This window comes from Phytoactinopolyspora halotolerans, from assembly GCF_010550675.1.
GTDB lineage: Bacteria > Actinomycetota > Actinomycetes > Jiangellales > Jiangellaceae > Phytoactinopolyspora > Phytoactinopolyspora halotolerans.
The window spans coordinates 325,976-350,517 of the sequence record NZ_JAAGOA010000004.1 but is presented as its reverse complement, the minus strand read 5'-3'; the positions used below and the strand labels follow the sequence as shown (position 1 = coordinate 350,517).

The 24,542-nt window shown below is 67.5% G+C and carries 23 protein-coding genes; 16 read left to right on the top strand and 7 right to left on the bottom strand.

Annotated features, from left to right (window positions below; all coding sequences use genetic code 11):
- Nucleotides 1-7: 7 nt before the first annotated feature.
- A complete protein-coding gene (locus G1H10_RS08035) occupies nucleotides 8-802 on the bottom strand; it encodes an ABC transporter ATP-binding protein (RefSeq protein WP_246219262.1) in 795 nt (264 codons plus the stop codon).
- A gap of 254 nt (nucleotides 803-1,056) precedes the next feature.
- Here G1H10_RS08035 and G1H10_RS08030 point away from each other — a divergent pair, with 254 nt between their 5' ends.
- From G1H10_RS08030 to G1H10_RS08005, 6 genes are all read left to right on the top strand, one after another.
- The gene (locus G1H10_RS08030) at nucleotides 1,057-1,275 is read left to right on the top strand and encodes a hypothetical protein (protein WP_163735224.1); all 219 of its coding nucleotides are present in this window, start codon (nucleotides 1,057-1,059) and stop codon (nucleotides 1,273-1,275) included.
- Nucleotides 1,276-1,725: 450 nt separating this feature from the next.
- The gene (locus G1H10_RS08025) at nucleotides 1,726-1,920 is read left to right on the top strand and encodes a DUF3046 domain-containing protein (RefSeq protein ID WP_163735221.1); all 195 of its coding nucleotides are present in this window, start codon (nucleotides 1,726-1,728) and stop codon (nucleotides 1,918-1,920) included.
- Between the two features lie 286 nt (nucleotides 1,921-2,206).
- Nucleotides 2,207-3,091: a hypothetical protein gene (locus tag G1H10_RS08020; RefSeq protein WP_163735218.1), complete on the top strand. Its 885-nt coding sequence runs from the start codon at nucleotides 2,207-2,209 to the stop codon at nucleotides 3,089-3,091.
- A 129-nt stretch (nucleotides 3,092-3,220) separates the two neighbouring features.
- Nucleotides 3,221-8,248: an Lhr family helicase gene (locus G1H10_RS08015; RefSeq protein ID WP_216853023.1), complete on the top strand. Its 5,028-nt coding sequence runs from the start codon at nucleotides 3,221-3,223 to the stop codon at nucleotides 8,246-8,248.
- Between the two features lie 107 nt (nucleotides 8,249-8,355).
- Nucleotides 8,356-9,315: an ABC transporter ATP-binding protein gene (locus G1H10_RS08010; protein WP_163735215.1), complete on the top strand. Its 960-nt coding sequence runs from the start codon at nucleotides 8,356-8,358 to the stop codon at nucleotides 9,313-9,315.
- A complete protein-coding gene (locus tag G1H10_RS08005; RefSeq protein WP_163735212.1) occupies nucleotides 9,312-10,961 on the top strand; it encodes an ABC transporter permease in 1,650 nt (549 codons plus the stop codon). The genes G1H10_RS08010 and G1H10_RS08005 overlap by 4 nt, the downstream gene beginning before the upstream one ends.
- 1 nt (nucleotide 10,962) lies before the next feature.
- On the opposite strand, the gene G1H10_RS08000 is transcribed toward G1H10_RS08005, so the two are convergent.
- Nucleotides 10,963-11,250, bottom strand: coding sequence for a DUF1905 domain-containing protein (locus G1H10_RS08000; RefSeq protein WP_163735209.1), 288 nt, complete (start codon nucleotides 11,248-11,250; stop codon nucleotides 10,963-10,965).
- A 339-nt stretch (nucleotides 11,251-11,589) separates the two neighbouring features.
- On the opposite strand from G1H10_RS08000, the gene G1H10_RS07995 reads away from it, so the two are divergent.
- From G1H10_RS07995 to katG, 3 genes are all read left to right on the top strand, one after another.
- Entirely contained in the window at nucleotides 11,590-11,751 is a 162-nt protein-coding gene (locus G1H10_RS07995; RefSeq protein ID WP_163735206.1) for a hypothetical protein, read from the top strand.
- Nucleotides 11,752-11,885: 134 nt separating this feature from the next.
- Nucleotides 11,886-12,317: a Fur family transcriptional regulator gene (locus G1H10_RS07990; RefSeq protein ID WP_163735205.1), complete on the top strand. Its 432-nt coding sequence runs from the start codon at nucleotides 11,886-11,888 to the stop codon at nucleotides 12,315-12,317.
- 34 nt (nucleotides 12,318-12,351) lie between these two features.
- Nucleotides 12,352-14,583: a catalase/peroxidase HPI gene (gene katG, locus G1H10_RS07985; protein ID WP_163735202.1), complete on the top strand. Its 2,232-nt coding sequence runs from the start codon at nucleotides 12,352-12,354 to the stop codon at nucleotides 14,581-14,583.
- A gap of 54 nt (nucleotides 14,584-14,637) precedes the next feature.
- Here the strand turns inward: katG and G1H10_RS07980 are convergent, their stop codons facing one another.
- Both G1H10_RS07980 and G1H10_RS07975 read right to left on the bottom strand, forming a co-directional pair.
- Nucleotides 14,638-14,982, bottom strand: coding sequence for a VOC family protein (locus G1H10_RS07980; RefSeq protein WP_163735198.1), 345 nt, complete (start codon nucleotides 14,980-14,982; stop codon nucleotides 14,638-14,640).
- A 131-nt stretch (nucleotides 14,983-15,113) separates the two neighbouring features.
- A complete protein-coding gene (locus tag G1H10_RS07975; RefSeq protein ID WP_216853022.1) occupies nucleotides 15,114-15,572 on the bottom strand; it encodes a shikimate kinase in 459 nt (152 codons plus the stop codon).
- Between the two features lie 64 nt (nucleotides 15,573-15,636).
- Here G1H10_RS07975 and G1H10_RS07970 point away from each other — a divergent pair, with 64 nt between their 5' ends.
- Nucleotides 15,637-16,524, top strand: a complete 888-nt coding sequence (locus tag G1H10_RS07970; RefSeq protein WP_163735195.1) for an LLM class flavin-dependent oxidoreductase — start codon at nucleotides 15,637-15,639, stop codon at nucleotides 16,522-16,524.
- 107 nt (nucleotides 16,525-16,631) lie between these two features.
- Here the strand turns inward: G1H10_RS07970 and G1H10_RS07965 are convergent, their stop codons facing one another.
- Nucleotides 16,632-17,120 (bottom strand): pyridoxamine 5'-phosphate oxidase family protein, encoded by a 489-nt coding sequence (locus tag G1H10_RS07965; protein WP_163735192.1) that lies wholly within the window; start codon nucleotides 17,118-17,120, stop codon nucleotides 16,632-16,634.
- Between the two features lie 412 nt (nucleotides 17,121-17,532).
- Between G1H10_RS07965 and G1H10_RS07960 the strand changes: the two genes are divergently transcribed.
- The 6 genes from G1H10_RS07960 to G1H10_RS07935 all read left to right on the top strand — a co-directional run bounded on the left by G1H10_RS07960 (nucleotide 17,533) and on the right by G1H10_RS07935 (nucleotide 22,222).
- Nucleotides 17,533-18,012, top strand: a complete 480-nt coding sequence (locus tag G1H10_RS07960) for a DUF2975 domain-containing protein (protein WP_163735188.1) — start codon at nucleotides 17,533-17,535, stop codon at nucleotides 18,010-18,012.
- Nucleotides 18,012-18,218, top strand: a complete 207-nt coding sequence (locus tag G1H10_RS07955; protein ID WP_129666115.1) for a helix-turn-helix domain-containing protein — start codon at nucleotides 18,012-18,014, stop codon at nucleotides 18,216-18,218. The genes G1H10_RS07960 and G1H10_RS07955 overlap by 1 nt, the downstream gene beginning before the upstream one ends.
- Before the next feature lie 82 nt (nucleotides 18,219-18,300).
- Nucleotides 18,301-19,410: an NAD(P)/FAD-dependent oxidoreductase gene (locus G1H10_RS07950; RefSeq protein WP_163735416.1), complete on the top strand. Its 1,110-nt coding sequence runs from the start codon at nucleotides 18,301-18,303 to the stop codon at nucleotides 19,408-19,410.
- Between the two features lie 222 nt (nucleotides 19,411-19,632).
- A complete protein-coding gene (locus G1H10_RS07945) occupies nucleotides 19,633-20,256 on the top strand; it encodes a hypothetical protein (RefSeq protein WP_163735186.1) in 624 nt (207 codons plus the stop codon).
- 155 nt (nucleotides 20,257-20,411) lie between these two features.
- Entirely contained in the window at nucleotides 20,412-21,341 is a 930-nt protein-coding gene (locus G1H10_RS07940) for an NAD-dependent epimerase/dehydratase family protein (RefSeq protein WP_163735183.1), read from the top strand.
- A gap of 146 nt (nucleotides 21,342-21,487) precedes the next feature.
- The gene (locus G1H10_RS07935; RefSeq protein WP_163735181.1) at nucleotides 21,488-22,222 is read left to right on the top strand and encodes a class I SAM-dependent methyltransferase; all 735 of its coding nucleotides are present in this window, start codon (nucleotides 21,488-21,490) and stop codon (nucleotides 22,220-22,222) included.
- Nucleotides 22,223-22,243: 21 nt separating this feature from the next.
- On the opposite strand, the gene rox is transcribed toward G1H10_RS07935, so the two are convergent.
- Nucleotides 22,244-23,671, bottom strand: a complete 1,428-nt coding sequence (gene rox / locus G1H10_RS07930; protein WP_163735178.1) for a rifampin monooxygenase — start codon at nucleotides 23,669-23,671, stop codon at nucleotides 22,244-22,246.
- Nucleotides 23,672-24,127: 456 nt separating this feature from the next.
- A complete protein-coding gene (locus tag G1H10_RS07925) occupies nucleotides 24,128-24,523 on the bottom strand; it encodes a type II toxin-antitoxin system VapC family toxin (protein WP_163735174.1) in 396 nt (131 codons plus the stop codon).
- Nucleotides 24,524-24,542: the final 19 nt, after the last annotated feature.

Here is a 24,542-nt window from a genome sequence, read left to right as displayed (position 1 = left end):
GGTGGCGTCATCGTTCGCTCCCGTCGTCGGACGGCTCCAGGTGGGTCATCCACTCGGCGATCTGCTCGGCCGACGGGGCCTCGAGCTGACCGACGAACCGTCCGTCGGCGAGGAACAGCACCTGGTCCGCGTAGGAGGCCGCAATCGGATCGTGCGTGACCATCACGACGGTCTGCCCGAGATCGCTCACCACCTGTCGCAACAACTGCAGCACCTCGCGACCGGTACGGGTGTCCAGCGCACCGGTCGGTTCGTCCGCGAAGACCAAGTCGGGCCGGGTGATCAGGGCGCGGGCGATCGCTACCCGCTGCTGCTGGCCGCCGGAGAGCTGCGCTGGACGGTGTGTGGCCCGGTCGGTCAGGCCGACCCGCGCCAGCACCTCGCGCAGCCACGCCTTGTCCGCCCCGCGGCCCGCCATGCGCATCGGCAACGTCACATTCTGTTCAGCGGTCAGCGACGGCAACAGGTTGAACGCCTGGAACACGAACCCGATCCGCTCGCGTCGGAGCTCGGTGAGCTTCGGTTCGCGCAGCTTGCTCAACTCGATGTCGCCGAGGTGGACGCTGCCCGACGTCGGACGGTCCAAGCCCGCGGCACAGTGCATGAACGTGCTCTTGCCGGAGCCGGACGGACCCATCACGGCGACGAAGCTGCCCCGGTACAGCGCCACCGAGACATCCCGCAGCGCCGCGACGGAGCTCTCCCCCTTTCCGTACGTCTTCGTCACGCCGTCCAACCGGACGGCGACATCCGGCATCCGTGGCCACGATCCGGTCGGACCGTGGTGGATGATCACTGCCATCACTGTTCCTTCGTGCAGTCGGTGAGCGAACTCGTCTCACTCAGGAACGCTAGACATCCGGGCGAAGCGTGACGATGGGGTAAACCCGACCCTTCGGCAGGGGTTTTCCCTACCGGCACGCGGATTGGTGTGGATGCCGCGGGTTGCTGTGGCGATGACACCAGCGATCCACGGCAACGACGGGTGCGCGCTACTTCAGGAGGAGGCGCTCCACGCGACGTGCGCCAGCATGGCGTGGTGCTGCCCGCTGCCACGTGATCGCACCCATCACCGGGTACGTCGACTCGAAGACGGCGGTCTGCATGGCCTACGGCCAGGATGCCCGGCGCCAGGAACATGATGTAGTCCACGCCTTGCACGCCGGGGGCGACGCGTCGTCCACCAGTGTGCCGAGGCCGATACCGATGGCCGGAAATAAGAGCAACGGGTTGAGGATGCTGCTGAACACGGTCCAGCGCCACGCGCGTCGGTAGTCTGCCAGCCAGTAGGAGAACGCCCGGTTCCACATCCGGCCCTCGCGCGGCTGGGCAGGCTCGGCGGTACCGTCACAGTGACGGACGTCGGTAGGACTCGTCACGTCATGCCTCCAGCATCCGCCGTGCCCACCACGCTCATCACCGCAGAAGCTCGCGCCTGTGCGACCCCCTTGTGGTCGCACAGGCCGTCACCATGGTCACGAATGCCCGATCGATCCGCACTCTCGGGGTCGGATTGCCAGTAGCGGCGTGCGCACCTGCCCCCGCGACGGCGGTGGCCGCGGCAGCTGCCACGCACCGGAACGTTACCGGTCCCGTCCGACAAGCTCACCCGAGATTCCGGTGCCCCGTGCTCGTCACTGTCGGCCGCAAGCATTCCCGGCCGTACTGTCGACGGTCGTGATGGCCATCGGCGGCGACGTGGCGTGGGGTGACTACGCTAGGTCCGTGCGGTTGACAGACTTCTGGGAACGGATGGAGCACCACCTCGGCGCAGCGTACGCGGACTCGTGGGCCCGCGACTACGTGCTCGACTCGCTGGGCGAGCGGACCGTGTATCAAGCGCTGGAGGCCGGGTACGACACCAAGGTCGTGTGGCGCGCCGTCTGCGAGGCTCTGCGCCTCCCGCCCAGCGAGCGCTGAGGCCGCCTTCTCGTTTTCCCATGATCACGCCCGGGTACGGGCGCCCTGGACGGTCACCACCGGTCGCGGGCGTGGGTCGACTTCGCCACGACCTAGCCGCCGCACTCCTCGCCAACGACACCTCGACTTCGCAGCCGAATCCATACATGTGGACGCATAGCCGCGTCGAACGGGCCTGCATCGATACCATCGCCCACCAACTGCTCTTCAGCGCTATGACCACAGTTATCCACAATTTATCACCGGCAGTTGAAACCATCGTGCAGGGAAGGCCAAGATCACGGTCATGCCTTCTGCCTTGCATGAGAGCCTGATCGAAATGTTCCGCCAACGGCCCTCGTTTGCCGCGGAGCTGCTCGATGCCGCCCTAGACGTCGCCGTTCCGCCATACGATCGGGTCGACGTCGCATCCGGACACCTGCCGACCCTCGCGCCTGCCGAATTACGAGCAGATGCGGTCCTCACCTATACCAAGATGTCCGCCGGTCACGGTGATAGTCCGGCTTTGGCCGTCATCGTCGAGGTTCAGTTGCGAGAGGACGAAGGCAAGAAGAAATCATGGCCTCGCTACGTCGCCAACCTCCATGCGCGCCATGACTGCCCGGTGGTCCTCCTAGTGCTGTGCCCCAACCACACAACGGCGGCCTGGGCTCGTTCACCCATCAACCTGGGCCCCGGCAGCGTGATCACACCATTCGTTGTGGGACCAGACGTCGTGCCGGTGATCACCGACACAGCGCAGGCACGAGGCCAGCCTGAGCTAGCCGTCCTCTCCGCTCTGACCCATGGGCGTGATCCCCGGCATCGCAGCGTGCTGAGTGCGGTCGCGTCCGCGCTCACGATCTTCGATTCCGAGCACGCGCTCTTGTACGCTGACATTATGCTCGCCGCCTTGCCGGACGAAGCGCGACGTCACTTGGAGGCGCATATGGCCGTCTACGATATCCGCAAACCCCAGTCCGAGTACTTCCGCCGACAACGAGACGAGGTCCTCGCCGAAGGACGCGCCGAAGGCGAAGCCCAGAGCATCCTCAGAGTCCTCGCCGCACGCGGCGTCGACGTCGATGAGGATGCGCGCGCACGGATCATCACTTGCACCGATCCGAAGCAACTCGAAACGTGGATCGATCGTGCTGCCACCGCCGAGACCATCGACGATCTCTTCGTCTGACCAGCACGCGGCGCCTCGAGGAGTTTCTCCTGGTACGTGACGACATCGCCGATCTGGCGGGCGAGTATGCGTTGCGCCTACGACCACCGTCGCCTGCACGTTGTCGGTGGGGCGCGGCAGTATGGGGGCATGGACGACGTCCTCGAGCTGTTCGGCCCGGCAACCCGTGCCTGGTTCGCCGGCTCGTTCGGCACGCCCACGCCCGCCCAGGACGGCGCGTGGCGGACGGTCGCCGCGGGGCGTAACGCGCTGGTGGTCGCACCGACTGGGTCCGGCAAGACGCTCGCTGCGTTCCTCTGGTCCATCGACCGGATCGCGGCGTCGCCCGCACCTAAGGATCCGTCGCTCGGGTGCAGGGTGCTGTACGTCTCCCCGCTCAAGGCGCTCACCGTCGACGTCGACCGTAATCTGCGTGCGCCGCTGGAAGGGATCAAGCGTTCCAGCGCAGAATTCGGCTTGCCGAGCCCGCAGATCACCACTGCGGTACGCACCGGTGACACCCCGGCCGACGAACGGCGCCGGTTCGCCCGCCATCCAGCCGACATCCTGATCACCACGCCGGAATCGCTGTTCCTGCTGCTGACGTCGCAGGCGCGGGACTCGCTGCGCGGCGTGCAGACGGTGATCGTGGACGAGGTGCACGCAGTCGCGGACACCAAGCGCGGCGCACACCTGGCACTGAGCCTGGAGCGGCTGGACGCGCTGCTGCCGAAGCCGGCTCAACGCATCGGCCTGTCGGCGACGGTCCGACCGATCGAGGAGGTCGCCAAGTTCCTCGGCGGATCGCATCCGGTCGACGTCGTCGCGCCGGCTGGACGCAAGGAGTGGGAGCTGCGCGTCGTCGTCCCGGTCCCGGACATGTCCCAGTTAGACGAGGTCAGCAGTCCCAGGGGCGGCGGCGACCGGGGCTCCGGCCGGCCTGCGCCCAGCGGAGCGCGGAATGCGCCCAGTAAGCGGAAGCGGCCGGGCGCCGACGGTCCCGGTGATGGCGGCGCGCGCCCAGGCGACCACGCGCCGCACGTGATCGGGTCGTATGCGGCGGCGGAAAGCGGCGGGCCGTCCGGATCCGACGGGTCGATCTGGCCGCATGTCGAGCAACGCGTCGCAGATCTGATCCGCCAGCACAATTCGACCCTGGTCTTCGCCAACGCGCGCCGCCTTGCGGAGCGTCTCACCAGCCGGCTGAACGAGATCGCCGAGGACACTCCCCCGCCGCACATGCCGCCGGCGCAGGTGATGGCGCAGTCCGGTGCCGCCCACGGCGCCGGATCGACACTGGCGCGGGCGCACCACGGCTCGGTCAGCAAGGAGCAGCGCGCGCTGATCGAGGACGATCTGAAATCCGGCCGGTTGCCCGCAGTGGTCGCCACCAGCAGCCTGGAGCTGGGCATCGACATGGGCGCCGTCGACTTGGTGGTTCAGGTCGAGGCGCCGCCGTCGGTGGCCAGCGGTCTGCAGCGGGTCGGCCGCGCCGGCCACCAGGTGGGAGCCGTCTCGCGTGGCGTGCTGTTTCCGAAGTATCGAGGCGATCTGGTGCAGACCGCCGTGGTCTGCGAGCGGATGCAGCAGGGCCTGATCGAGGAGATGGCGATTCCACGTAACCCCCTCGACGTCCTGGCGCAGCAGATCGTCGCCACCGTGGCGATGGATGACTGGACGGTCGACGACCTGCTGGGGATGGTCCGCCGGGCGTACCCGTTCGCGAATCTGCCCGACTCGTCGTACCGGGCCGTGCTGGACATGCTGTCGGGGCGGTACCCGTCGGACGAGTTCGCCGAGCTGCGCCCCCGACTGGTATGGGACCGCGACGAAGGCACGCTCAGCACCCGGCCGGGCAGCCAGCGACTGGCTGTGACCAGCGGTGGCACCATTCCGGACCGCGGGCTGTACGGGGTGTTCCTGGCCGGTTCGGACACCCGGAAGAACTCTGCCCGCGTCGGCGAACTCGACGAGGAGATGGTGTATGAGTCGCGCGTCGGCGACGTGTTCTCGCTCGGCGCCACGAGCTGGCGGATCGAGGAGATCACGCATGATCGGGTGATCGTCTCGCCGGCACCGGGCCAGCCGGGGCGGCTCCCGTTCTGGAAGGGTGACCAGCTGGGCCGCCCGGCGGAGCTGGGCGCGGCCGTGGGTGCGTTCGTCCGCGAGGTCTCCAGCGCCCACGACGAGCAGGCGCGGGCGCGGGCCGGGGCTGCCGGGCTGGACGAGTGGGCCACGGACAATCTCCTCTCCTATCTGGCGGACCAGCGCGCGGCGACCGGGCATGTGCCGGATGACAAGACGATCGTCGTCGAGCGGTTCCGGGACGAGCTGGGTGACTGGCGGCTGGTCGTGCACTCGCCGTACGGCGGCCAGGTACACGCCCCGTGGGCGCTGGCGCTGGGGGCGCGGCTGCGGGAGCGGTACGGCGCCGACATGCAGGCGGTGCACGCCGACGACGGCATCGTGCTGCGCATCCCCGACACGTTCGACGACGCCGAGCCGTTCCTGGCCGACGGCACCTCCGGGGTGTATCAGGCGCAGACAGACGCGGCGCGCCGAGCCGGGAAGACCGAGACGATCGCACGCTCCCTCAGCCGGGCGCACGACGCCGATCTGGTTGTCATCGACCCGGACGAGGTGGAGGACCTGGTGACCTCCGAGGTGGGCGCGTCGGCGCTGTTCGCCGCCCGGTTCCGCGAGTGCGCCGCCCGCGCGCTGCTCTTCCCGCGGCGGCAACCAGGGCGTCGCTCGCCACTGTGGCAGCAACGGCAGCGGTCGGCACAGCTGCTCAGTGTGACCGCCAAGTACGGGTCGTTCCCGATGCTGCTGGAGGCGATGCGGGAGTGCCTGCAGGACGTGTATGACCTGCCTGGGTTGACCCAGGTGATGCGGGATATCGCGTCCGGCCGGATCCGGGTGGTGGAGGTGGAGACGCCGCAGCCGTCGCCGTTCGCCCGGTCGTTGCTGTTCGGGTACGTCGCGTCGTTCATGTACGAGAGCGACACGCCGCTGGCCGAACGCCGGGCCCAGGCGTTGACGCTGGATTCCACGCTGTTGTCCGAGTTGCTCGGCCATACGGAGCTGCGTGAGCTGCTCGACCTGGCCGTCATCGAGCGCACCGAGGCCGAGCTGCAGCGGCTCGTCGACGATCGCAAGGCCGACGACGCCGAAGGCGTCGCCGATCTGCTCCGCCTGCTCGGTCCCCTGTCCACCGACGAGGTCGCCGCCCGCAGCACCGATCCCGACGACGCGCCGACACATCTCGAGACGCTGACCGCACAGCGCCGCATCGTCGCGATGCGTATCGCGGGTGAACACCAGTGGGTCGCCGTCGAGGACGTCGCGCGGCTGCGGGATGCGCTCGGTGTACCCGTTCCGGACGGAGTTCATTCCGACTTCCTCGAGCCGGTATCAGACCCGCTCGGTGACCTCGTCTCGCGATACGCCCGCACGCACGGACCGTTTCAGGCCGAGGCGGTGGCGGAGCGGTTCGGCCTGGGGCGTGCGGTCGTCGTCGGCGCGATCAAACAGCTCGTCGCCGACGGTCGTCTGATCGAGGGTCAGCTACGGCCCGGCGAGTCGGGAACGGATTGGTGCGACGCCGAGGTGCTGCGGATGCTGCGCCGCCGGTCGCTCGCGTCGCTGCGCAAGGAGGCCGAGCCGGTCGACCCGGTGGCGCTGGCCCGGTTCCTGCCAGCGTGGCAGTCGGTGGGAAGCTCGCTACACGGTCCGGACGGCTTACTCAGCGTGATCGAACAGCTCGACGGTGTCCCGGTTCCGGCGAGTGCGCTCGAACCGCTGGTGCTGCGCTCCCGGATGACCGAGTACAACCCGGCGTGGATGGACGAGCTGACGGCGTCCGGCGAGGTGATCTGGACCGGCCGCGGTGCGATCGGCCCGACGGACGGCTGGGTGTCCCTGCATCTGGCCGACACGGCGCCGCTAACACTGCCCGATGCGGAACCGGCCTCGTCGGAGGGGTTCGGCCCGATCCATCGGGCGATCCTGGACACCCTCAGCAACGGCGGAGCCTTTTTCTACCGGCAACTCGCCGACGCGGTGCTGTCGGCGCTCCGCGCAGGCACAACATCGACCTCGCCCTCCGATACAGCCTCGTCGGGCTCCCGTGCGTCGAACGATGACGCCGCTCCACCGGACACCGGCGCCGCGGGGCCGACAGGCACGGCCGCCGCGTCGGAGTCACCACGATCGCTGGCGTCGATAGCGGACAGCATCTCCGAGCCGGCACCGGGCCCGGGCGCCACCGAACAGGACATCGTCGCCGCATTGTGGGACCTGGTGTGGGCCGGGCTGATCACCAACGACACGCTGACCCCGCTGCGTGCACAGCTCTCCGGGACCAAGGGCAGCCACCGATCACGGGCCACGCCGACCCGCTCCCGGCATCGGCGCAGGCAGGCGGCAGGTCCGGTTCGCCCGGGACCGCCGACGGCGGCGGGACGCTGGTCACTGCTGCCGGACCGAGAGCTGGATCCGACTCGCCGGGCACATGCGGCGGCCGAGGCGCTACTGGACCGGCACGGCGTCGTCACTCGTGGAGCCGTCGTCGCCGAGCATGTTCCCGGTGGGTACGCGGCCGCATACAAGGTGTTCAAAGCGTTCGAAGATTCCGGGCGAGCACGTCGCGGGTATTTCGTCGCCGGACTGGGCGCGGCGCAGTTCTCCACCATCGGGGCCGTCGACCGGCTGCGCACCTTCGCCGGCACCGACGGTGACGTTGATCGCCACCGCGCCGGACGTCGTCGACGTGCACCGCGCGACGATGATGCCGCGGGTGCAGTCGTCCTCGCCGCAACCGACCCAGCCAACCCATACGGCGCCGCCCTCTCCTGGCCTGAACGCAGCGACTCCGACATCGGCGGCGAGACCGGGCACCGGCCCGGCCGCAAGGCCGGAGCGCTCGTTGTTCTCGTCAACGGCGAACTCATCCTGTACGTCGAACGCGGCGGCCGCACGCTGCTCTCCTGGACCGACGACGCAGACGCGCTGCGAGAAGCGGCGCACGCCCTAGCGGACGCCGTGCGTACAGGAGCCGTCGGTGCGCTCCGCGTCGAACGAGCCGACGGCGAACAGATCACGTCCACGCCCCTCGGCGAGGCCCTCACCGCAGCCGGCTTCTACGCAACCCCACGAGGCCTCCGTCTGCGCGGCTGACCCGTTCGCGGCATCGTCAGCGCTCCAGAGCGTGATTCCGATCACTGCCAGTCACTGGGAGCTGGGCTGTCTCGTCTGTTGTTCGAGAGCGAACGAACGGAGACGCTATGACCACAGCCATCGCTACGTCCGAGCTGGTGAAGACCTTCGGCTCGACCCGCGCACTGGACCGGCTCGATCTCACCGTTTCCACCGGTGAGGTGCACGGATTTCTGGGGCCGAACGGCGCCGGCAAGTCCACCACCATCCGGGTGTTGCTCGGACTGCTGCGGGCCGATTCCGGCCGGGTGGAGATGCTCGGCACCGACCCCTGGCACGACGCGGTCGCCCTGCACCGCCGGATGGCGTACGTGCCCGGCGACGTCGAACTGTGGCCGAACCTCACCGGCGGTGAGGCGATCGACCTGCTCGGCCGTCTCCGGGGCGGCCTCAACCCGGCCCGCCGGGCGGAGCTGATCGCCCGGTTCGACCTCGACCCGACGAAGAAGGGCCGCACCTACTCCAAGGGAAACCGGCAGAAGGTCGCGATCGTGGCAGCGCTCGCCTCGGAAGCAGAGTTGCTGCTGCTCGACGAGCCCACAGCCGGGCTGGATCCGCTGATGGAGGTGGTGTTCCAGGACGTGATCAACCAGGTGAAGGCGGAAGGGCGCACGGTCCTGCTGTCCAGCCACATCCTGGCTCAGGTCGAGGAGCTCGCCGACAGGGTCAGCATCATCCGGCAGGGCGAGATCGTGCAGTCCGGGACGCTCGCGGAGATGCGCCATCTGACCCGAACCACCATCGAGGCCGACACCGGCCGGCCGGTCTCCGGCCTGGATCAGCTGCCCGGCATCCATGACCTGGAGACCGGCGACCGCCGGGTGCGGTTCGCGGTGGACGGCGATCATCTCGACGACGCGATCCGCACCCTGAGCCGGTTCCAGATCCGCACCCTGACCAGCCATCCGCCGACGCTGGAGGAACTCATGCTGCGTCACTACGGCGACGAACTCGCCGCGGCGGGCAACGGCCGCAACGGCGACACCCATCCAGAGACGGCCGGCACGGGCGAAGGAGCGAGGCGATGACAGTCACCGCAGTCCGGCAGCAGGCACCGGCGGCCGCCGGCCACGTGCACGGCAGCACACTCGCCGGCACCGGTACGCTGATCCGCTTCGGCCTGCGCCGCGATCGGTTCAAGCTGCCGGCATGGCTGCTCGGTATCACGGTGCTGCTCTCGCTCTTCCTGTCCGCGGTATCCGAGAACACCAAGACCGAGGAGCAGCGACAGGACCTCAGCCGGTTCATGGAAGGGGCACTCGGCGCCCTGTTCGGCCCCGGTTATGGCCGGGACGACGTCACCGCGGAGCGGTACGTCGTCGGCGTGTACGGGCTGTTCTTCTTCGTGCTGGCCGCACTGATGAGCCTGCAACTGGTCGCCCGGCACACCCGGGCCGAGGAGCAGAGCGGCCGGGCCGAACTCGTCCGCGCCGGAGTGGTAGGGCGGCATGCGCAGCTCGCCGCGGCGCTGACCATCGCGGCCGGGGCAAACGTGGCGCTCGCGCTGACACTGAGTGGTGTCATGGCCGCCAACGGCTACGCCGGCGCCGACGGGTTGCTGTTCGGCGCCGGCATCGCGGCGGTCGGGATGGTGTTCGCGGGGATCACCGCACTCACCGTCCAGGTCACCGAGTACGCCCGTACCGCCACCGGGATCGCCGGCGCGGCGCTGGGCGCCGCCTGGGCGGTGCGGGCCGTCGGCGACATGATGCGCGAGCATGGCAGCCCCCTGTCCTGGTTCTCGCCGCTGGCGTGGTCGAATCAGACCCGGCCGTATGCGGACGGCCGGTGGTGGCCGCTGCTGCTGTCGTTGGGCCTGGCTGCAGCCGCCGCCGCGACCGGCTTCGCGCTGTCGACCCGCCGGGATGTCGGCGCAGGGCTGGCCGCGGCCCGTCCTGGAGCACCGGTGGCCGCGCCGTGGCTGAGATCACCGTTGGCGGCTGCGTTCCGGCTGCAGCGGGCCAGTCTGATCTGGTGGACGGCGGCGCTGGCGGCGTTCGGCTTCATCTTCGGCGGGCTGGCCGATCAGGTCGCCGACCCCGAGAACATCAGTGAAGATCGGATCGAGATGTTCGGCGGCTCGTTGGACACCTTGGTCGACGGCTACCTCGGCATGATCACGCTGCTGACGGCCGCCCTCGCCGGCATCATGGTCTTCCTCGGCGTACAGGCTGTGCGAGCAGAGGAGACGACGGGCCGAGCCGAGCCGATGCTGGCGACCGCGATCAGCCGCGGGGCTTGGTTCGGCAGCTACCTGGCGGTCGTGTCGATCGGCCTGGTAGTGCTGCTGACGCTGGTCGGACTCACGACCGGCGTCGGTGCGGCCCTCTCGGTCGGCGACGGCTCCTACGTCTGGCAGATGACTACGTCACATCTGGCGCATGCTCCTGGCGTGCTGGTCCTGCTCGGCATCGCCGCACTGCTGTTCGGTGTGCTGCCGAAGCTCATCGGCACGACGTGGGTCGCCATCGGCTACGGCCTGTTCGTGGGGCTCTTCGGAACGATCATGGACATGTCACAGTCCGCACGCAATCTGTCCCCTCTGGAACACACGGGCCAACCTCCGTTGGACAGCGTCTCCTGGTCGACGGTGCTGGTTCTGCTGGTGGTCGCCGTCGTGCTGATGGGAGCCGGGCTGGCCGGATTCCGGCACCGGGACCTGGAGACCAAGTGAGCTAGAAGCGGATGGTGATCTCGACGGCCACGTCGTCGCCCGTCGAGATGCCTTGCGGCCTGCGCACCGCGTCTTTGAGCGGCAACAGGTAGCCGCCGTCCCTGGGAAACAGCGATGTCTGGAAGGTGGCCGCGCCGATCCTGGCTTCGACCGGGATCACACCCCAGCCGTAGGTGACCATCGCGGCCACCTCCCGGATGTCCTCGGACTGCTCATCCGGCACCGGCACGAAGTAGTACGGCGGCGGCCCGCGCCACTCGATCACACTCCCGACAAAGGTCAGTTCCACGACGTCAGCTCCGTCCGTGATCGGAAGCCCGGCAACGCACCTCGGCCCAACACCGTCACCGCAGGCCCCTCGCCCGCACACCACTCCCCCGACGCGTCGGCGGGGCAGCACTCGTCGACGCGCAGATCAGCACCGTCACCGTCGCACACGGTCTGACCGTATAGCGCATACCGGACGCTTCACGTCCGCTTTCGCCCAAGCCACCTGGCACACACCGCTTGACACACAACCCGCCTATCCCGGAACGCAGCTGTCCGCAATACGTCCTAACGTGTGCGCATAACGACAAGCAGCGACGGAGGCACCTGATTCGCCATGTTCCCTCAGTACGAACACCTCATGCGACAGGAGCACCAGCTGCGCGAACAGGATGCCCGGGAGTCGCTCATCCGGGCGGTCGCCACCCGGCAGCGGCGGACAGAAAGGAGTCTGCAGCGACGCGAGCGCCGAGCCGCGCGACTGACGGCGCAGCTGTCCCGATTGCGCATGGCGCGGCCATAGCAGCCGTGAGCTGATCACCCGGCTCCGCCACCGCCTGCGCGTAACCCCGCGACGACGGATCGCGTACCGAACGACGCGGCCGCCGCGGCCACATAATCTTGAATGATTCAAGTTTGTGTGACACGATGCGGAACGTGCCTACGACTTCGGACTTCGAGCGCATGTTGCGCGGAGCTGAGCTGCGCGTGACACGTCCTCGGATGGCGGTGCTGTCCGCGGTGCACGATCACCCACATGCCGACACGGACTCGATCATCCATGTCGTTCGGGAGAACCTCGGCGAGGTGTCCCACCAGGCCGTTTACGACGTGCTGCACGCACTGACGGACGCCGGGCTGGTGCGGCGTATACAGCCGATGGGCTCCGTGGCGCGCTACGAGGCACGGGTCGGGGACAACCACCACCACGCCGTTTGTCGATCGTGCGGCGCCGTCGCCGACGTCGACTGCGCCGTCGGCGCTATGCCCTGCCTGACCGCGTCCGATCACCACGGCTTCACCATCGACGAGGCCGAGGTCATCTACTGGGGCCTGTGCCCCGATTGTTCCAGCGCACATCAATCCTGATCACCCGATCCGCCGATCCCCGGAGGGATGCTCCATGCCCGAAAGCCAGGACGCAGCCATCGAAACCTCGTCCCCGCAGAGCGAAGGTGGCTGTCCGGTCGCCCACGAACGCGCCCCGCACCCGACGCAAGGCGGGGGCAACCGTCAGTGGTGGCCGAACCGGCTCAACCTGAAGATCCTCGCCAAGAACCCCGACGTCGCCAACCCCATGGGCGACGACTTCGACTACGCCGAGGCGTTCCAGACCCTCGATCTCCCGGCCGTGAAGCGGGACATCGAGGAGGTGCTGACGACGTCGCAGGACTGGTGGCCGGCCGACTTCGGTCACTACGGCCCGCTCATCATCCGGATGGCGTGGCATAGCGCCGGCACCTACCGGATCAGCGACGGCCGCGGCGGTGCCGGAGCGGGTCAGCAGCGCTTCGCCCCGCTGAACAGCTGGCCGGACAACGTCAACCTGGACAAGGCTCGTCGCCTGCTGTGGCCGGTCAAGAAGAAGTACGGCCAGAAGCTCTCCTGGGCGGACCTGTTGATCCTGGCCGGCAACGTCGCCCTGGAGTCGATGGGCTTCAAGACCTTCGGCTTCGCCGGCGGCCGGGAGGACGTCTGGGAGCCCGAGGAGGACGTCTACTGGGGCCCCGAGACCACCTGGCTCGACGACCAGCGCTACTCCGGAGACCGGGAACTGGAGAACCCCCTGGGTGCGGTGCAGATGGGTCTCATCTATGTGAACCCGGAGGGCCCGAACGGCAACCCGGACCCGGTCGCGGCGGCCCGCGACATCCGCGAGACGTTCCGCCGGATGGCGATGAACGACGAGGAGACCGTCGCGCTGATCGCCGGCGGCCACACCTTCGGCAAGACCCACGGCGCGGCGCCCGACAGCTACCTCGGCCCCGACCCCGAGGCCGCTCCGCTCGAGGATCAGGGCATGGGGTGGAAGAGTTCGTACGGCACCGGCACGGGCGCGGACACCACCACCTCCGGCCTGGAGGTCACCTGGACCACCACGCCCACCCGGTGGGGCAACGGGTTCTTCGACAACCTCTTCAACTACGAGTGGGAGCTCACCGAGAGCCCGGCCGGCGCCAAGCAGTGGAAGCCGAAGGACGGCGCCGGTGAGGGCACCGTGCCGCACGCCCACGACGCGTCGAAGAAGATCGCCCCGTCGATGCTCACCACCGACCTTGCGCTGCGCTATGACCCGATCTACGAGCCGATCGCCCGCCGCTTCCACCAGAACCCCGACGAGTTCGCGGAGGCCTTCGCCCGCGCCTGGTACAAGCTGACCCACCGCGACATGGGGCCGAAGGTGCTTTATCTCGGACCGGAGGTTCCGGAGGAGACGTTGCTGTGGCAGGACCCGCTGCCGGAGGCCGATCACGACGTCATCGGCCCTGACGACGTCGCCGCCCTGAAGGCGAAGATCCTGGACTCCGACCTGACCATCTCGCAGCTGGTCTCCGCCGCGTGGGCGTCGGCCTCGACGTTCCGCGGCAGCGACAAGCGCGGCGGCGCCAACGGTGCCCGCATCCGGCTGGAGCCGCAGCGGAACTGGGACGTCAACGACCCCGATCAGCTCGCGACTGTGCTCAACACGCTCGAGGGCATCCAGCAGGAGTTCAACGCCGGGACCAAGAAGGTCTCCATGGCCGATCTGATCGTGCTCGGCGGGTGTGCGGCCATCGAGCAAGCCGCCCGGGCCGCCGGCCACGCCGTCGAGGTTCCCTTCACGCCGGGACGCGTGGACGCGTCGCAGGAGCAGACCGACGTGGAGTCCTTCGACGCGCTGGAGCCCCGCGCGGACGGATTCCGCAACTACGTCGGCAAGGGCAACGTGTTGCCGCCCGAGTACCTCTTGCTTGACCGGGCGAACCTGTTGACGCTGAGCGCACCCGAGATGACGGTGCTCGTCGGTGGCCTCCGTGTCCTGGGCGCGAATGCGAAGCAGTCGTCCCTCGGCGTGTTCACCGAGAACCCGGGCTCGCTGACGAACGACTTCTTCGTGAACCTGCTCGATCTGGGCACGACGTGGACGCCCATCGAGGGGACGGGCGACGACGCGGAGACGTTCGAGGGACGCGACGCGGCGACGGGCGAGGTCAAGTGGACCGGCAGCCGCGCGGACCTGGTCTTCGGTTCGAACTCCGAGCTGCGCGCGCTGGCGGAGGTGTACGCCTGCGACGACGCACAGGAGAAGTTCGTGCGCGACTTCGTGGCCGCGTGGGACAAGGTCATGAACCTCGACCGGTTCGACCTCACCTGATCTCTCCATGATCATGAACACTTACCGTTCACATAGAACGGTAAGTGTTCATGATCATGAGGTGGGCATCCCGGCGAGCGACAAGCTGTTCCCGTCCGGGTCCAGCACGACGACGTGACGCACACCGTTGCCGTACGTCTCCACCGGTTCGTGGGAGATGCCGTGTGCCGCGAGGCGGCCCAGGATGTCGTCGAGGTCCGTCACGCCGAGCGTGATCATCGCCTTTCCCACCTGCTCGGCCAGGACGTCACGATCGTCCACGACTACCCATGCGTTCTCGCCGACCTGCCACAGGTATTCCTCACCGATGACCTCGTCCGCTGGACGCCCGAAGAACGCTTCGAACCACTCCAGCGCTTGAGCTCGGTCGCTCACCGGTATGACGCTGTACAGATCCATATGAACCACTCCTTGCAGTCGTCTCGGAAGATAGACCACGCACGTCTCCGAGACTCATCGGAACATGGTCCTCTAGCCACCACGCTGCTTGATCTGCCGGCTGTCGGCGTCATCGAGGCATTCTGTGCTGCTCAGACGTCGACGAGTCGAAGGATGGTCGTCACCACGTCGTCGACGGGCATGCTTGTGACGACCTCGTGGTCCGCGATCCGGCGCAGCAGCGGCTCGACGGTCCGGACGTCGTCGAGGAAGCGCCGGAACTCTTCCGGCTTCTTGCCATACGGGTTGTCGGTTCTCGTTGCCAGTCGCTCGACAAGGGTCTCCAACGGCGCGCTCAGCAAGACGATGTGATCGAACTGAGCATGGAACTTGGCCTGATTCTCCTCACAGCCGGCAATGAACAGGACGTCGGCGTCCTCGACGTCCAGCAGCGCCTGAATCGCGTCCTCCCGCCACATCTGCCGGCCATCCGGCAGCGGCGCGCACCAGCGATCATCGGTGTCGACCGCCTTGTACCCACGGACGGCCAGCTCCCGCACGACGCTCGACTTGCCGACCCCTGACATTCCGGTGAGGAGGACTCGCTTCACGTTCAGAAGCGTACCGACGGTCCACGGCCTTCCACGTCGTGATCGTGCCGCATATGATCACCGGATGCGGGTTGGCGTCTTGCTGCTTCCCACCGATCCGTGGGCGGAGACGGTAAAACTGGCGCAGCGGCTGGAACAGCTGGGCTATGCGCATCTCTGGACCTATGATCACCTGTCCTGGCGACGGTACCGCGATCGGGCATGGCACGCCGCGATACCGTGGCTGACCGGGTTGGCGGCCAAGACCAGCACGATCCGGCTTGGCACCATGGTGGCCGCGCCGACGTTCCGCCACCCCGTCACGTTGGCCAAGGAAGCGATGACGCTGGACCACGTGTCCGGTGGGCGCCTCACGCTCGGACTAGGCGCGGGCCGGGCCGGTTTCGACTCCGACGTCTTCGGCGGACCCGCTCCTACCCGATCGGAACTCGCGGCCCGGTTCGCGGAGTTCGTCGAGGCGATCGATCGGCTGTTGCGCGAGCCGATCACCTCCCACCATGGCGCCCACTACACGATCAACGACGCCCGCATGCTGCCCGGTTGCGTGCAGGAACCCCGGCTGCCGCTGGCTGTGGCGGCCGCCGGTCCACGAACGTTGGCCACGGCCGCACGCTACGCGGACGCGTGGATCACCTATGGCGACGCCACTCACCACGACATCACGCCGGCCGGAACCGAACGGATCGTTCGCGCGCAGACCGAACACCTCACCGAGCACTGCGCCGCCGCCGGCCGTGATCCGACGACGATCGACCGCATCTACCTCGTCGGCAACACGGCAGAGAAGCCACTGGCCAGCGTCGCCGCCTTCACCGACTTCGTCGGACGCTACGCCGCGCTGGGATTCACCGACATCGTCTTCCATCACCCGCGACCCGGCGATCCGATCTGGACCGAGGATCCCGGTATCGTCGAGGCCATCGCGACCGATGTTCTCTCCCAGCTCAGATAGTTCGACGGCCGGAAATCCCAGAGATCAGCACCATGGACGTCGGGACAGGAAGTATCACCCGCGGCAGGGGCAGGCGCCGGCCCGCCCCAACCACTTCAACACGCGCGCTAGTCGACCGAGTTCTCCAGCCATCGGCCATCCACCATGACCGTACGCCCAACGAACTCGTGGATGCCGTTCCAGACCTGGATGCGCCGGGGATGCAGGCGCATGTAGACGAACATGCCCTCAGGATAGGCACGCGGATCCGTGGAAACCTTGGCGTAGCGCTCGGCTATGTCGTCGCCGATGTCTGCAACCTCGATAATCGAAGCGCTGGCGTCAATCATGACGACGTCAGCGGTGTCGCCAAGAGCGGCCCGAGTCTGCGGGTGGGCCTTCGTGTTCATGACAGTCCTGCTGTTGGCGAAGGTCGCGGTGTACAGAACCGAGCCGTCCCAGACATAGGCGACCGGGATCAGATGCGCACCACGACCGTCACTGCCAGTCGCCAGCCACATCTGGAAGCCGGATTCGAGCCGCTTATGAGCATCGGCCTGGCGCTTGGCCAGGCTGCGCGGAACCGGTACCGAGGCGAGTTCTTCATCAAGGATCATGACGGCTTCTCCTTAGCAGCGAAACCTGGATGCGATTCCCTCCCCTGCCGGGAGGCTTACCCCTGAGACGAATGGGACGTCGCACGTTTCGACACATCGCGGTGACGACGGACGATCAACAACACGACGTTGCGGTTGTGATCACGACCGCGATGTAGGTCCTTCGGGAACGCGACTGACGCTCGCCTCAGGAGAAGCGCGTTCATACTGTCAGCGACCAAGCGAGGCTGCCGCCTGACACAGCCACGTGCTCAGTCTGCCCATCCGCCAGATCGACGACTGGTCAGCGCAGCCGGGCTAGGAGATCTCCTACCTCCTGTCGGATGGCTGATCCTCGGTCAGGGCACGCCACAGTCACGGGACTCGACAGATATCTATTGACAATCGATCGATAACTAGCGAGAGTCGATGCATGACACGGTTGCATCGGACGGTCGGCCTGCTCCGAATCCTGCTCGTCGTTCTGTTCGCCGGCCTGGTCGTGGCTCAGGTAGTCGTCATGCCCGAGACGCTGGCCGACATGGCGGAAGAAGAGCCGGACCTGGCGTCGCTGCGGTGGCCGCTGCTCGTATTCTCGATCGCCGAACTGCTGTGTATCCAGGTGGTGATCGTCTGCACCTGGAAGTTGCTCAGCATGGTCAAGGCCGACCGGATCTTCAAGGAGGAAGCGTTCGGTTGGGTGAACGCGATCCTGTGGGCCATGTCGATCGCCTGGGTGCTGCTTCTCGGCATGTTCATCTACCTCACCGTCCAGGTGGAAGACCCTGGCCTGCCGGTGCTCTTGTTCGGAGTGGTCCTGGCGGCAGGCGTGCTGGTGTTGCTGATGGTGGTGATGCGCGCCCTGCTACGACAGGCCACGGCTCTGCGCACCGACATGGAAGGGGTCATCTGATGCCGATTGTGGTGCGCCTCGACGTGGAACTCGCCAAGCGCAAGATGAGCGTCGGGGAGTTCGCCGAGCGCGTCGGACTCACACCGGCGAACGTGGCGGTGCTGAAGAACGGCCGTGCCAAGGCCATCCGATTCAGCACCCTGGAGGCGATGTGCCGGACACTCGACTGCCAGCCCGGTGACCTGCTCGAATGGGTCGAGGACTGAGACAGGCGACATGCCAGACTCCTTCCTACGCTCTCCCTCCCCCTCGTCCGCGGCCGCGCCGTCGTCGGCGCCGCCCCGACGCATGAACGCCGACGTCCTGGTGATCGGTGCCGGACTGGCCGGGCTACGCACCGCCACGTTGCTCGCCGAATGCGGCCACGACGTCCTGCTCGCCGAACGACGGCCCACGCTCACCGGTGCCATCCGCACCACCGGGATCTTCGTCCGTCGAACACTCGACGATTTCGCGTTGCCTCCAGACTGCCTCGGCCCGCCGATCCGGCACGTGGCGCTTTACCCGCCGACGCTGCGCCGAGCCGTGACGCTCGTCAGCGCGCGCGACGAGTACCGGGTCGCTGACATGGCCTCGCTGTATACGGCGGCCGCGCGCACCGCAACCGATGCCGGCGTGCGGATAGCCCTGGGCACCCGCTACGCCGGCCGGCAATCCGGGGCCTTCCTCCTGATGGATCGGAACGGTCCGATCAGCGTGCAGGCCCGGTTCGTCGTCGGCGCCGACGGCGCCCGTTCCCAGGTGGCCCGGGACCTGGGGTTGGATCGCAATCGGCACCTCCTCGTCGGCGGCGAGGAGGTCTTCCCGATCCCCCGGCACGACGAGCCACCGACGTTCCATTGCGTGATTGATCCGTCGCTCGCTCCCGGCTATCTGGCATGGGTCGTCAACGACGGACAGCACGCCCACGTCGGCGTCGCCGGCTATGCTTGCCGCTTCCCCGACGGTCTTCGACGAGCCTTGGACCGGTTCAGCAACGCCGCGCCCGGGCTGCACGGCATCAGCCGCCCCGACGAGGTCGAGCGTCGTGGCGGCCCGATCCCCGTCGGCGGGGTGCTGCGCCGGATCAGCAGCGTCGACGGGCTCCTGGTGGGCGATGCCGCCGGCGCCGTCTCCCCGCTCACCGCGGGCGGGCTCGATCCATGTCTACGCCTGTCGGACCATGCGGCCGAGGTTCTCGACGAGGCTCTGCGGTCCGGCAGAGCGGATACCTTGGCCCGCTACAACGGAGCGGCCCTGCGGCGCCGCTTCCGAGGACGGCTGGCACTGCGCCGGGGACTGGCCCAGGTGCGCACGCCCCCGGTGGCCACAGCGGCTTTCACGCTGCTGCGCACCCCGCCCGGTCGATACGCGGCCCGTCGCATCCTCTTCGGCGACGCGTCGTTCCCCTCGCCGTAGTCCGGCGTGTACCCATGGCACGTGGTGTACCCCTCGCCCGTCATGGATCTCGCGCACGTCGTCCGGCCGTCAGCCCACGCCGTCGCGCCGCTCGACTGCGGCCGACCAAGAAATGGCATGACACATCCGGTGCGAAAGCGATTGACTGGCCGAGTGCTACGCCCTCGACCTGACGAAGCTGATCCTGACCTCGCCGAAGTAATCGGCCGGAGTCGGGCGGGCATGTCACACCGCCAAGCGCTGTCCGAGTTGGTGCTGTCGGGTTGGGTACCGTGCGGCATCGGCGACTGGGCCACCGCCCTGCGTTCCCCGGACGGAAGGTTCGTCGTCCGAGTCTGTCCGTTCGATCCGGCGTACGCCGCCTTTATCGAGCTCTGCCGTCGCTGTGAAGGCAATCCCTATCTGCCGCGTATCTATCTTGCGGCGGATCTCGACGGCGGCGGCTCGCTGACGGTCTTGGATCACCTGGCGCAAGCGCCGCAAGGAGAGGCGGCACAGCTGGTGCACAGGTGGAAACACAATGACGGGGGCGCCGACCTCACGACGCTGAAGGAAGCGGCCCTGATCGTCAACGCCGAGTACGCCGCGCGGATGCCGTGGTGGGACGGGCTCGACCTCAACGAGAGCAACGTCCGGCTGTCGACCGATGGGCAGCTCGCATTCATCGACATCTTCTGCATGGACGGTGCTGAACTGTATGCCCAGGTCCTCAAGGACGCGGCGGTCGTGCGCCGCAAGATCCCGATAGAACAGTGTCGACACCTGTTGGACATTCCCTACATGGCGCGGGAGAGCAGCCCCGACGAGATCCGGGCCCTACACGAGGCCTGGACGGGTTCCAGGTAGCGGATCCCCTCCCATGATCATGAACATTTGCCGTGCCATGGGAACGGTTAATGTTCATGATCATCGAGGAGGGCCGGTGATCGTCTGTCACATCACGGCGGGCTGTTTCGTCGACGGGGCGAGAGCAAAAATTCCGGAACAGGAAGGTGTTCGGCATGAGGGTATTCGTAGCCGGCGGAACCGGGGTTGTGGGACGACAGCTGGTACCGCAGCTGCTGGCGCGGGGCCACCAGGTGACAGCCACAGCGACGAGCCCGAAGACGTTGCGTTTGGTCGAGCAGATGGGTGCCGAGGCGGTCATCATGGACGGCCTGGACGCGGAGTCGGTCGGTAAGGCCGTGACGCAGGCGAGGCCGGATGCGATCACGCATCAGATGACCGCCATCGGTGCCAAGGCCGACATGAAGCACATGGACCGCTGGTTCGCGACGACCAACCGGCTTCGCACCGAGGGCACGGACCACCTCTTGGCCGCCGCGAAGGCGAACGGAGTGTCCAACTTCGTCGCTCAGAGCTACGGTGGCTGGAACGGCGTCCGCCAGGGCGGCTGGGTGAAGACCGAGGAAGATCCCGTGGATCTGTGGGAGGGGACGGTCGCGCACACGATCATGGCGGCCGCTCACTACGTCGAGGACGTCGTCGTCAAGGCAGGTGGTGCGGTCCTGCGGTTCGGATGGCTGTATGGCGCTGGCGCTATGGACGCCCTGGTCGGTCCTGTGCGCAAGCGGCAGTTCCCCATCGTCGGCGGCGGGCGCGGCCACACGTCGTGGCTACACGTCGACGACGCGGCGAGCGCGACCGTCTTGGCCCTGGAAAAACAGGCCAAGGGCTTGTTCAACATCGCCGACGACGAACCGGCACCGGTCAACGAGTGGCTGCCATATCTGGCCGAGGTGGCCGGCGCGAAACCACCCATGAGAGTCCCGTCGTGGCTGGCCCGACCTCTGGCCGGAAGTGCGGTGGTGGGTCTGATGACGGAAGGCCGCGGTTTCTCCAACGCCAAGGCCAAACGAGAGCTTGGCTGGCGGCCACGTCACCCCTCGTGGCGGCAGGGCTTCAAGGACGAGGTAGCGAAGAAGGCCTGAAGCCGGTTCCGTTCGGGCCCCATCCGCCATCGTCGTCGTACGACCCGGCGGATCCCGCCCAGGTCTCCTTCGGTCGTCATCGCTCGGTTTCGTCCTCGTCGAAAACCGTTGGACCTGGTATGCAGCCGGCTGACACGATCATCGTCATGCGCCAGGAAGACATCTGGGACGTCGACGCCGCCCGGAACTATGACACCCCCGGCACCGGCGTGTTCGCCCCCGAGGTGCTGGGCCCCACCGTCGACCGGCTGGCGGAACTCGCGGGCGGCGGCCGGGCGCTCGAGTTCGCCGTCGGCACGGGGCGGGTGGCGATCCCGCTGGCCGACCGGGGCGTGCCCGTCACCGGGATCGAGCTGTCTCGCCCAATGATCGATCAGCTCCGCACCAAGGCCGACGAAGAGAAGATCCCGGTGATCGTCGGCGACATGGCCACCGCCCGCGTAGCGGGTGAGTTCACGCTGGTCTACCTCGTCTTCAACACCATCTCCAATCTGTTGACGCAGGACGAACAGGTCGAGTGCTTCCGTAACGCCGCCCGGCATTTGGCGCCCGGTGGCCGCTTCGTCATCGAGCTGTGGGTGCCTGAGCTGCGCCGACTGCCACCTGGCCAGAGCGCGACCGTTGGCACGTCCGAGCCCGGCTACATCTTGCTCGACACGTACGACGTCCTACGCCAGCACGTCGTCTCGCACCACTTCCGGTTTGACGACGGCAAACAGGCAGAACTCTTCCGCAGCCCGCACCGCTACATCTGGCCCGCCGAGCTCGACCTGATGGCGCAGCTCGCCGGCTTCGAGCTGGAGAGTCGGCATGCCGACTGGAGTGGGGCCGAGTTCACCGCGGAATCCGGTTCGCACGTGTCGGTCTATCGACTCGAATAACTCTGACGGGTCGCTCGTGCGTCAGCCGAGCGGAGTGCCGAACCACCTAGACAGTTGGCCGAGCAGATCCTGCTGCCCCTCACCGACCCAGGCGACATGGCCGTCCGGACGCAGCAGCACAGCGGGCACGTCCAGCTCCTCGCTGGCATCGACGACGTGGTCGACTCGATCTGACCAGCCCGCGGCTGAAAGCCCGCCGGTCTGATCGAGCAGCAGCCCACGGCCGTCATGCATCCGCTCGTACAGGCGCCCTTGGGTCAGTTCCACGTCCCGAAGCCGGCGGCCTAGCAGTTCATGTCCCTCGCCGAAGTCGTAGCGGATCCCGATCGCCGCGACCTTCTCGATCAGGTACCGGTTCACGTCCTCGAAGTCCATCAGTTCCGCCACCATCCGGCGCACCGCCTGAGCGGCCGGATCGACGGATATCAACTCGACTTGCGCCCGGGTGATGTCCAGCACGTCCTCGGCCACGGGATGCCGTTCGGGCTGGTAACTGTCCAGTAGCCCGTCCGGCGCCCAGCCCTTGACCGCCGCGGCCAGTTTCCAGCCGAGGTTGAACGCGTCCTGGATGCCGAGGTTGAGGCCCTGTCCGCCCAGGGGCGGGTGGATGTGCGCGGCGTCGCCGGCCAGGAACACTCGCCCGACCCGGTAGCGCTCCGCCAATCGGGTAGCGTCGCCGAATCGGGAGAGCCAGCGCGGTGAGTGGACTCCGAAGTCGGTACCGGCGACCGCCCGAAGCCGTTGCTTGACCTCATCGAGGGTCGGCGGCGGGACGGTGCGATCCTCGGTCACCGTTTCGGCGGGCACGACGACCCGACACGCCCCGTCCCCGATCGGGCCGACACCGAACCCCAGCTGGGTCTTGCGGACTTCGGCCACCACCGCCATCAGCTCGTCCAGCGGCACGTCCACCTGCATCTCTCCCAGCAACCATTCGGTGCTGGCCGGCTCGCCAGGGAAGCCGATACCGAGCAGCCTGCGTACCGTGCTGCGTCCGCCGTCGCAGCCGACGAGGTAACGCGAGCGCAGCTGCGTCCCGTCGGCCAACTCGGCCGTGACCCCGTCGTCGTCCTGGCTCAGCCCGACCAACTCGCAACCGCGCCGAATCTCGGCGCCGAGCTCGATGGCACGCTCGGTCAACAGCCGGTCTGTGGTGGGCTGTGGAATACCGAGGATGTAGGGATGTGCGGTGTCCAGGTTCTCGGGCGACGGCTTGCTGATTCCAGCGAAGCCGCCGATCGGGTACTTCTGGCCGTGCTCGAGGAACCGCTCCAGAAGGCCGCGCTGGTCCATCACCTCGATGCTGCGTGCGTGCAGGCCGAGCGAGCGGACGATTCTGGTGGGTTCCTCCGCCTTCTCCACCACGAGCACGTGCATACCGTGCAGGCGCAGCTCACTGGCCAACATCACGCCGGTCGGTCCGCCGCCGGCAACGATCACGTCAATCATCGGGACCCTTCAATTCCACGAGGTGGCATTTCAGCCAGTTACTGCTCTTGAATCAGAGGTGCCGCATTCGGTACATCTGCGCCCGAATTCTCACGTCTGAGCCGTCGGCCGGACGCGCTGTCGAGTGATCCATGTCGACACATGCACATACGTGACCGGCCTCCTATTTCTGCAGGTTGTGGCTTCGGCGGTCAATTGTGCAGCGCGACCGGGGTCTTGCCACAAGCCCCCGGTCGTGCTATACATTAAACATGGCAGGGAGTTTTATCCTTGCCTTTTTTGCTGCCGTCGAATTCGCTCCGCTCCGGAGCGGCGGCGCACAGAGCGCTGACAGCGGCACTTCCCTGGATCACCCTGAAAGAAATGCATTGCGGCCGCGATAGCAACCACAATGTCGTTCGTCGAGCGCGGCTGCGGTGAGGTCACAGTTCGTCCGGGCTTCAAGCTCTCCGCGCGTCAGGACAACGCTTCGATCGGCGCGATGGTCACCACGTCCTTCGCGGCTCGGGCGAGTCGTTCGTCGAGCGTGACGAACGCGTCGGCCTGCAGCTGCGTCAAAGCCAGATACTCAGCGTCGTAGGTGTCGGACCATCCGAGTTGGTCGGCGATTCCCCAGGCGACGTTCTGCAGCACCCGGTCGCCGAGCAACCGCATACGTAGCCCTCGTACGTAGTCCAGCCGCTGCTCGGCCTGCTTCTTGGTCAGCTCACCGCCATGCACGGCCTGGTAGAGCTGCGACAACACCTGCGAGCGAAGCAGCGTCGGTGCCAGCAACCGGTGTTCGTCGCCGATCATGGCCTTCTCGGCGGCCAGCTGAAGCGCCACGTCGGGCCCGATCACGTATCTGGTCATCGCAGATCCGCGCTCCTTC

Bases quoted from the DNA above. Each gene is read 5' to 3' on its own strand.
- G1H10_RS07970 (WP_163735195.1), top strand. From the start codon at position 15,637: ATGCGGGTTGGCGTCTTGCTGCTTCCCACCGATCCGTGGGCGGAGACG.
- G1H10_RS08015 (WP_216853023.1), top strand. From the start codon at position 3,221: ATGGACGACGTCCTCGAGCTGTTCGGCCCGGCAACCCGTGCCTGGTTC.
- G1H10_RS08005 (WP_163735212.1), top strand. From the start codon at position 9,312: ATGACAGTCACCGCAGTCCGGCAGCAGGCACCGGCGGCCGCCGGCCAC.
- G1H10_RS08035 (WP_246219262.1), bottom strand. From the start codon at position 802: ATGGCAGTGATCATCCACCACGGTCCGACCGGATCGTGGCCACGGATG.
- G1H10_RS07980 (WP_163735198.1), bottom strand. From the start codon at position 14,982: ATGGATCTGTACAGCGTCATACCGGTGAGCGACCGAGCTCAAGCGCTG.
- G1H10_RS07945 (WP_163735186.1), top strand. From the start codon at position 19,633: ATGTCACACCGCCAAGCGCTGTCCGAGTTGGTGCTGTCGGGTTGGGTA.
- G1H10_RS07965 (WP_163735192.1), bottom strand. From the start codon at position 17,120: ATGATCCTTGATGAAGAACTCGCCTCGGTACCGGTTCCGCGCAGCCTG.
- G1H10_RS07940 (WP_163735183.1), top strand. From the start codon at position 20,412: ATGAGGGTATTCGTAGCCGGCGGAACCGGGGTTGTGGGACGACAGCTG.
- G1H10_RS07955 (WP_129666115.1), top strand. From the start codon at position 18,012: ATGCCGATTGTGGTGCGCCTCGACGTGGAACTCGCCAAGCGCAAGATG.
- G1H10_RS08010 (WP_163735215.1), top strand. From the start codon at position 8,356: ATGACCACAGCCATCGCTACGTCCGAGCTGGTGAAGACCTTCGGCTCG.
- G1H10_RS07950 (WP_163735416.1), top strand. From the start codon at position 18,301: ATGAACGCCGACGTCCTGGTGATCGGTGCCGGACTGGCCGGGCTACGC.
- G1H10_RS07925 (WP_163735174.1), bottom strand. From the start codon at position 24,523: ATGACCAGATACGTGATCGGGCCCGACGTGGCGCTTCAGCTGGCCGCC.
- G1H10_RS07935 (WP_163735181.1), top strand. From the start codon at position 21,488: ATGCGCCAGGAAGACATCTGGGACGTCGACGCCGCCCGGAACTATGAC.
- katG (WP_163735202.1), top strand. From the start codon at position 12,352: ATGCCCGAAAGCCAGGACGCAGCCATCGAAACCTCGTCCCCGCAGAGC.
- G1H10_RS07960 (WP_163735188.1), top strand. From the start codon at position 17,533: ATGACACGGTTGCATCGGACGGTCGGCCTGCTCCGAATCCTGCTCGTC.
- G1H10_RS08020 (WP_163735218.1), top strand. From the start codon at position 2,207: ATGCCTTCTGCCTTGCATGAGAGCCTGATCGAAATGTTCCGCCAACGG.
- G1H10_RS07995 (WP_163735206.1), top strand. From the start codon at position 11,590: ATGCGACAGGAGCACCAGCTGCGCGAACAGGATGCCCGGGAGTCGCTC.
- rox (WP_163735178.1), bottom strand. From the start codon at position 23,671: ATGATTGACGTGATCGTTGCCGGCGGCGGACCGACCGGCGTGATGTTG.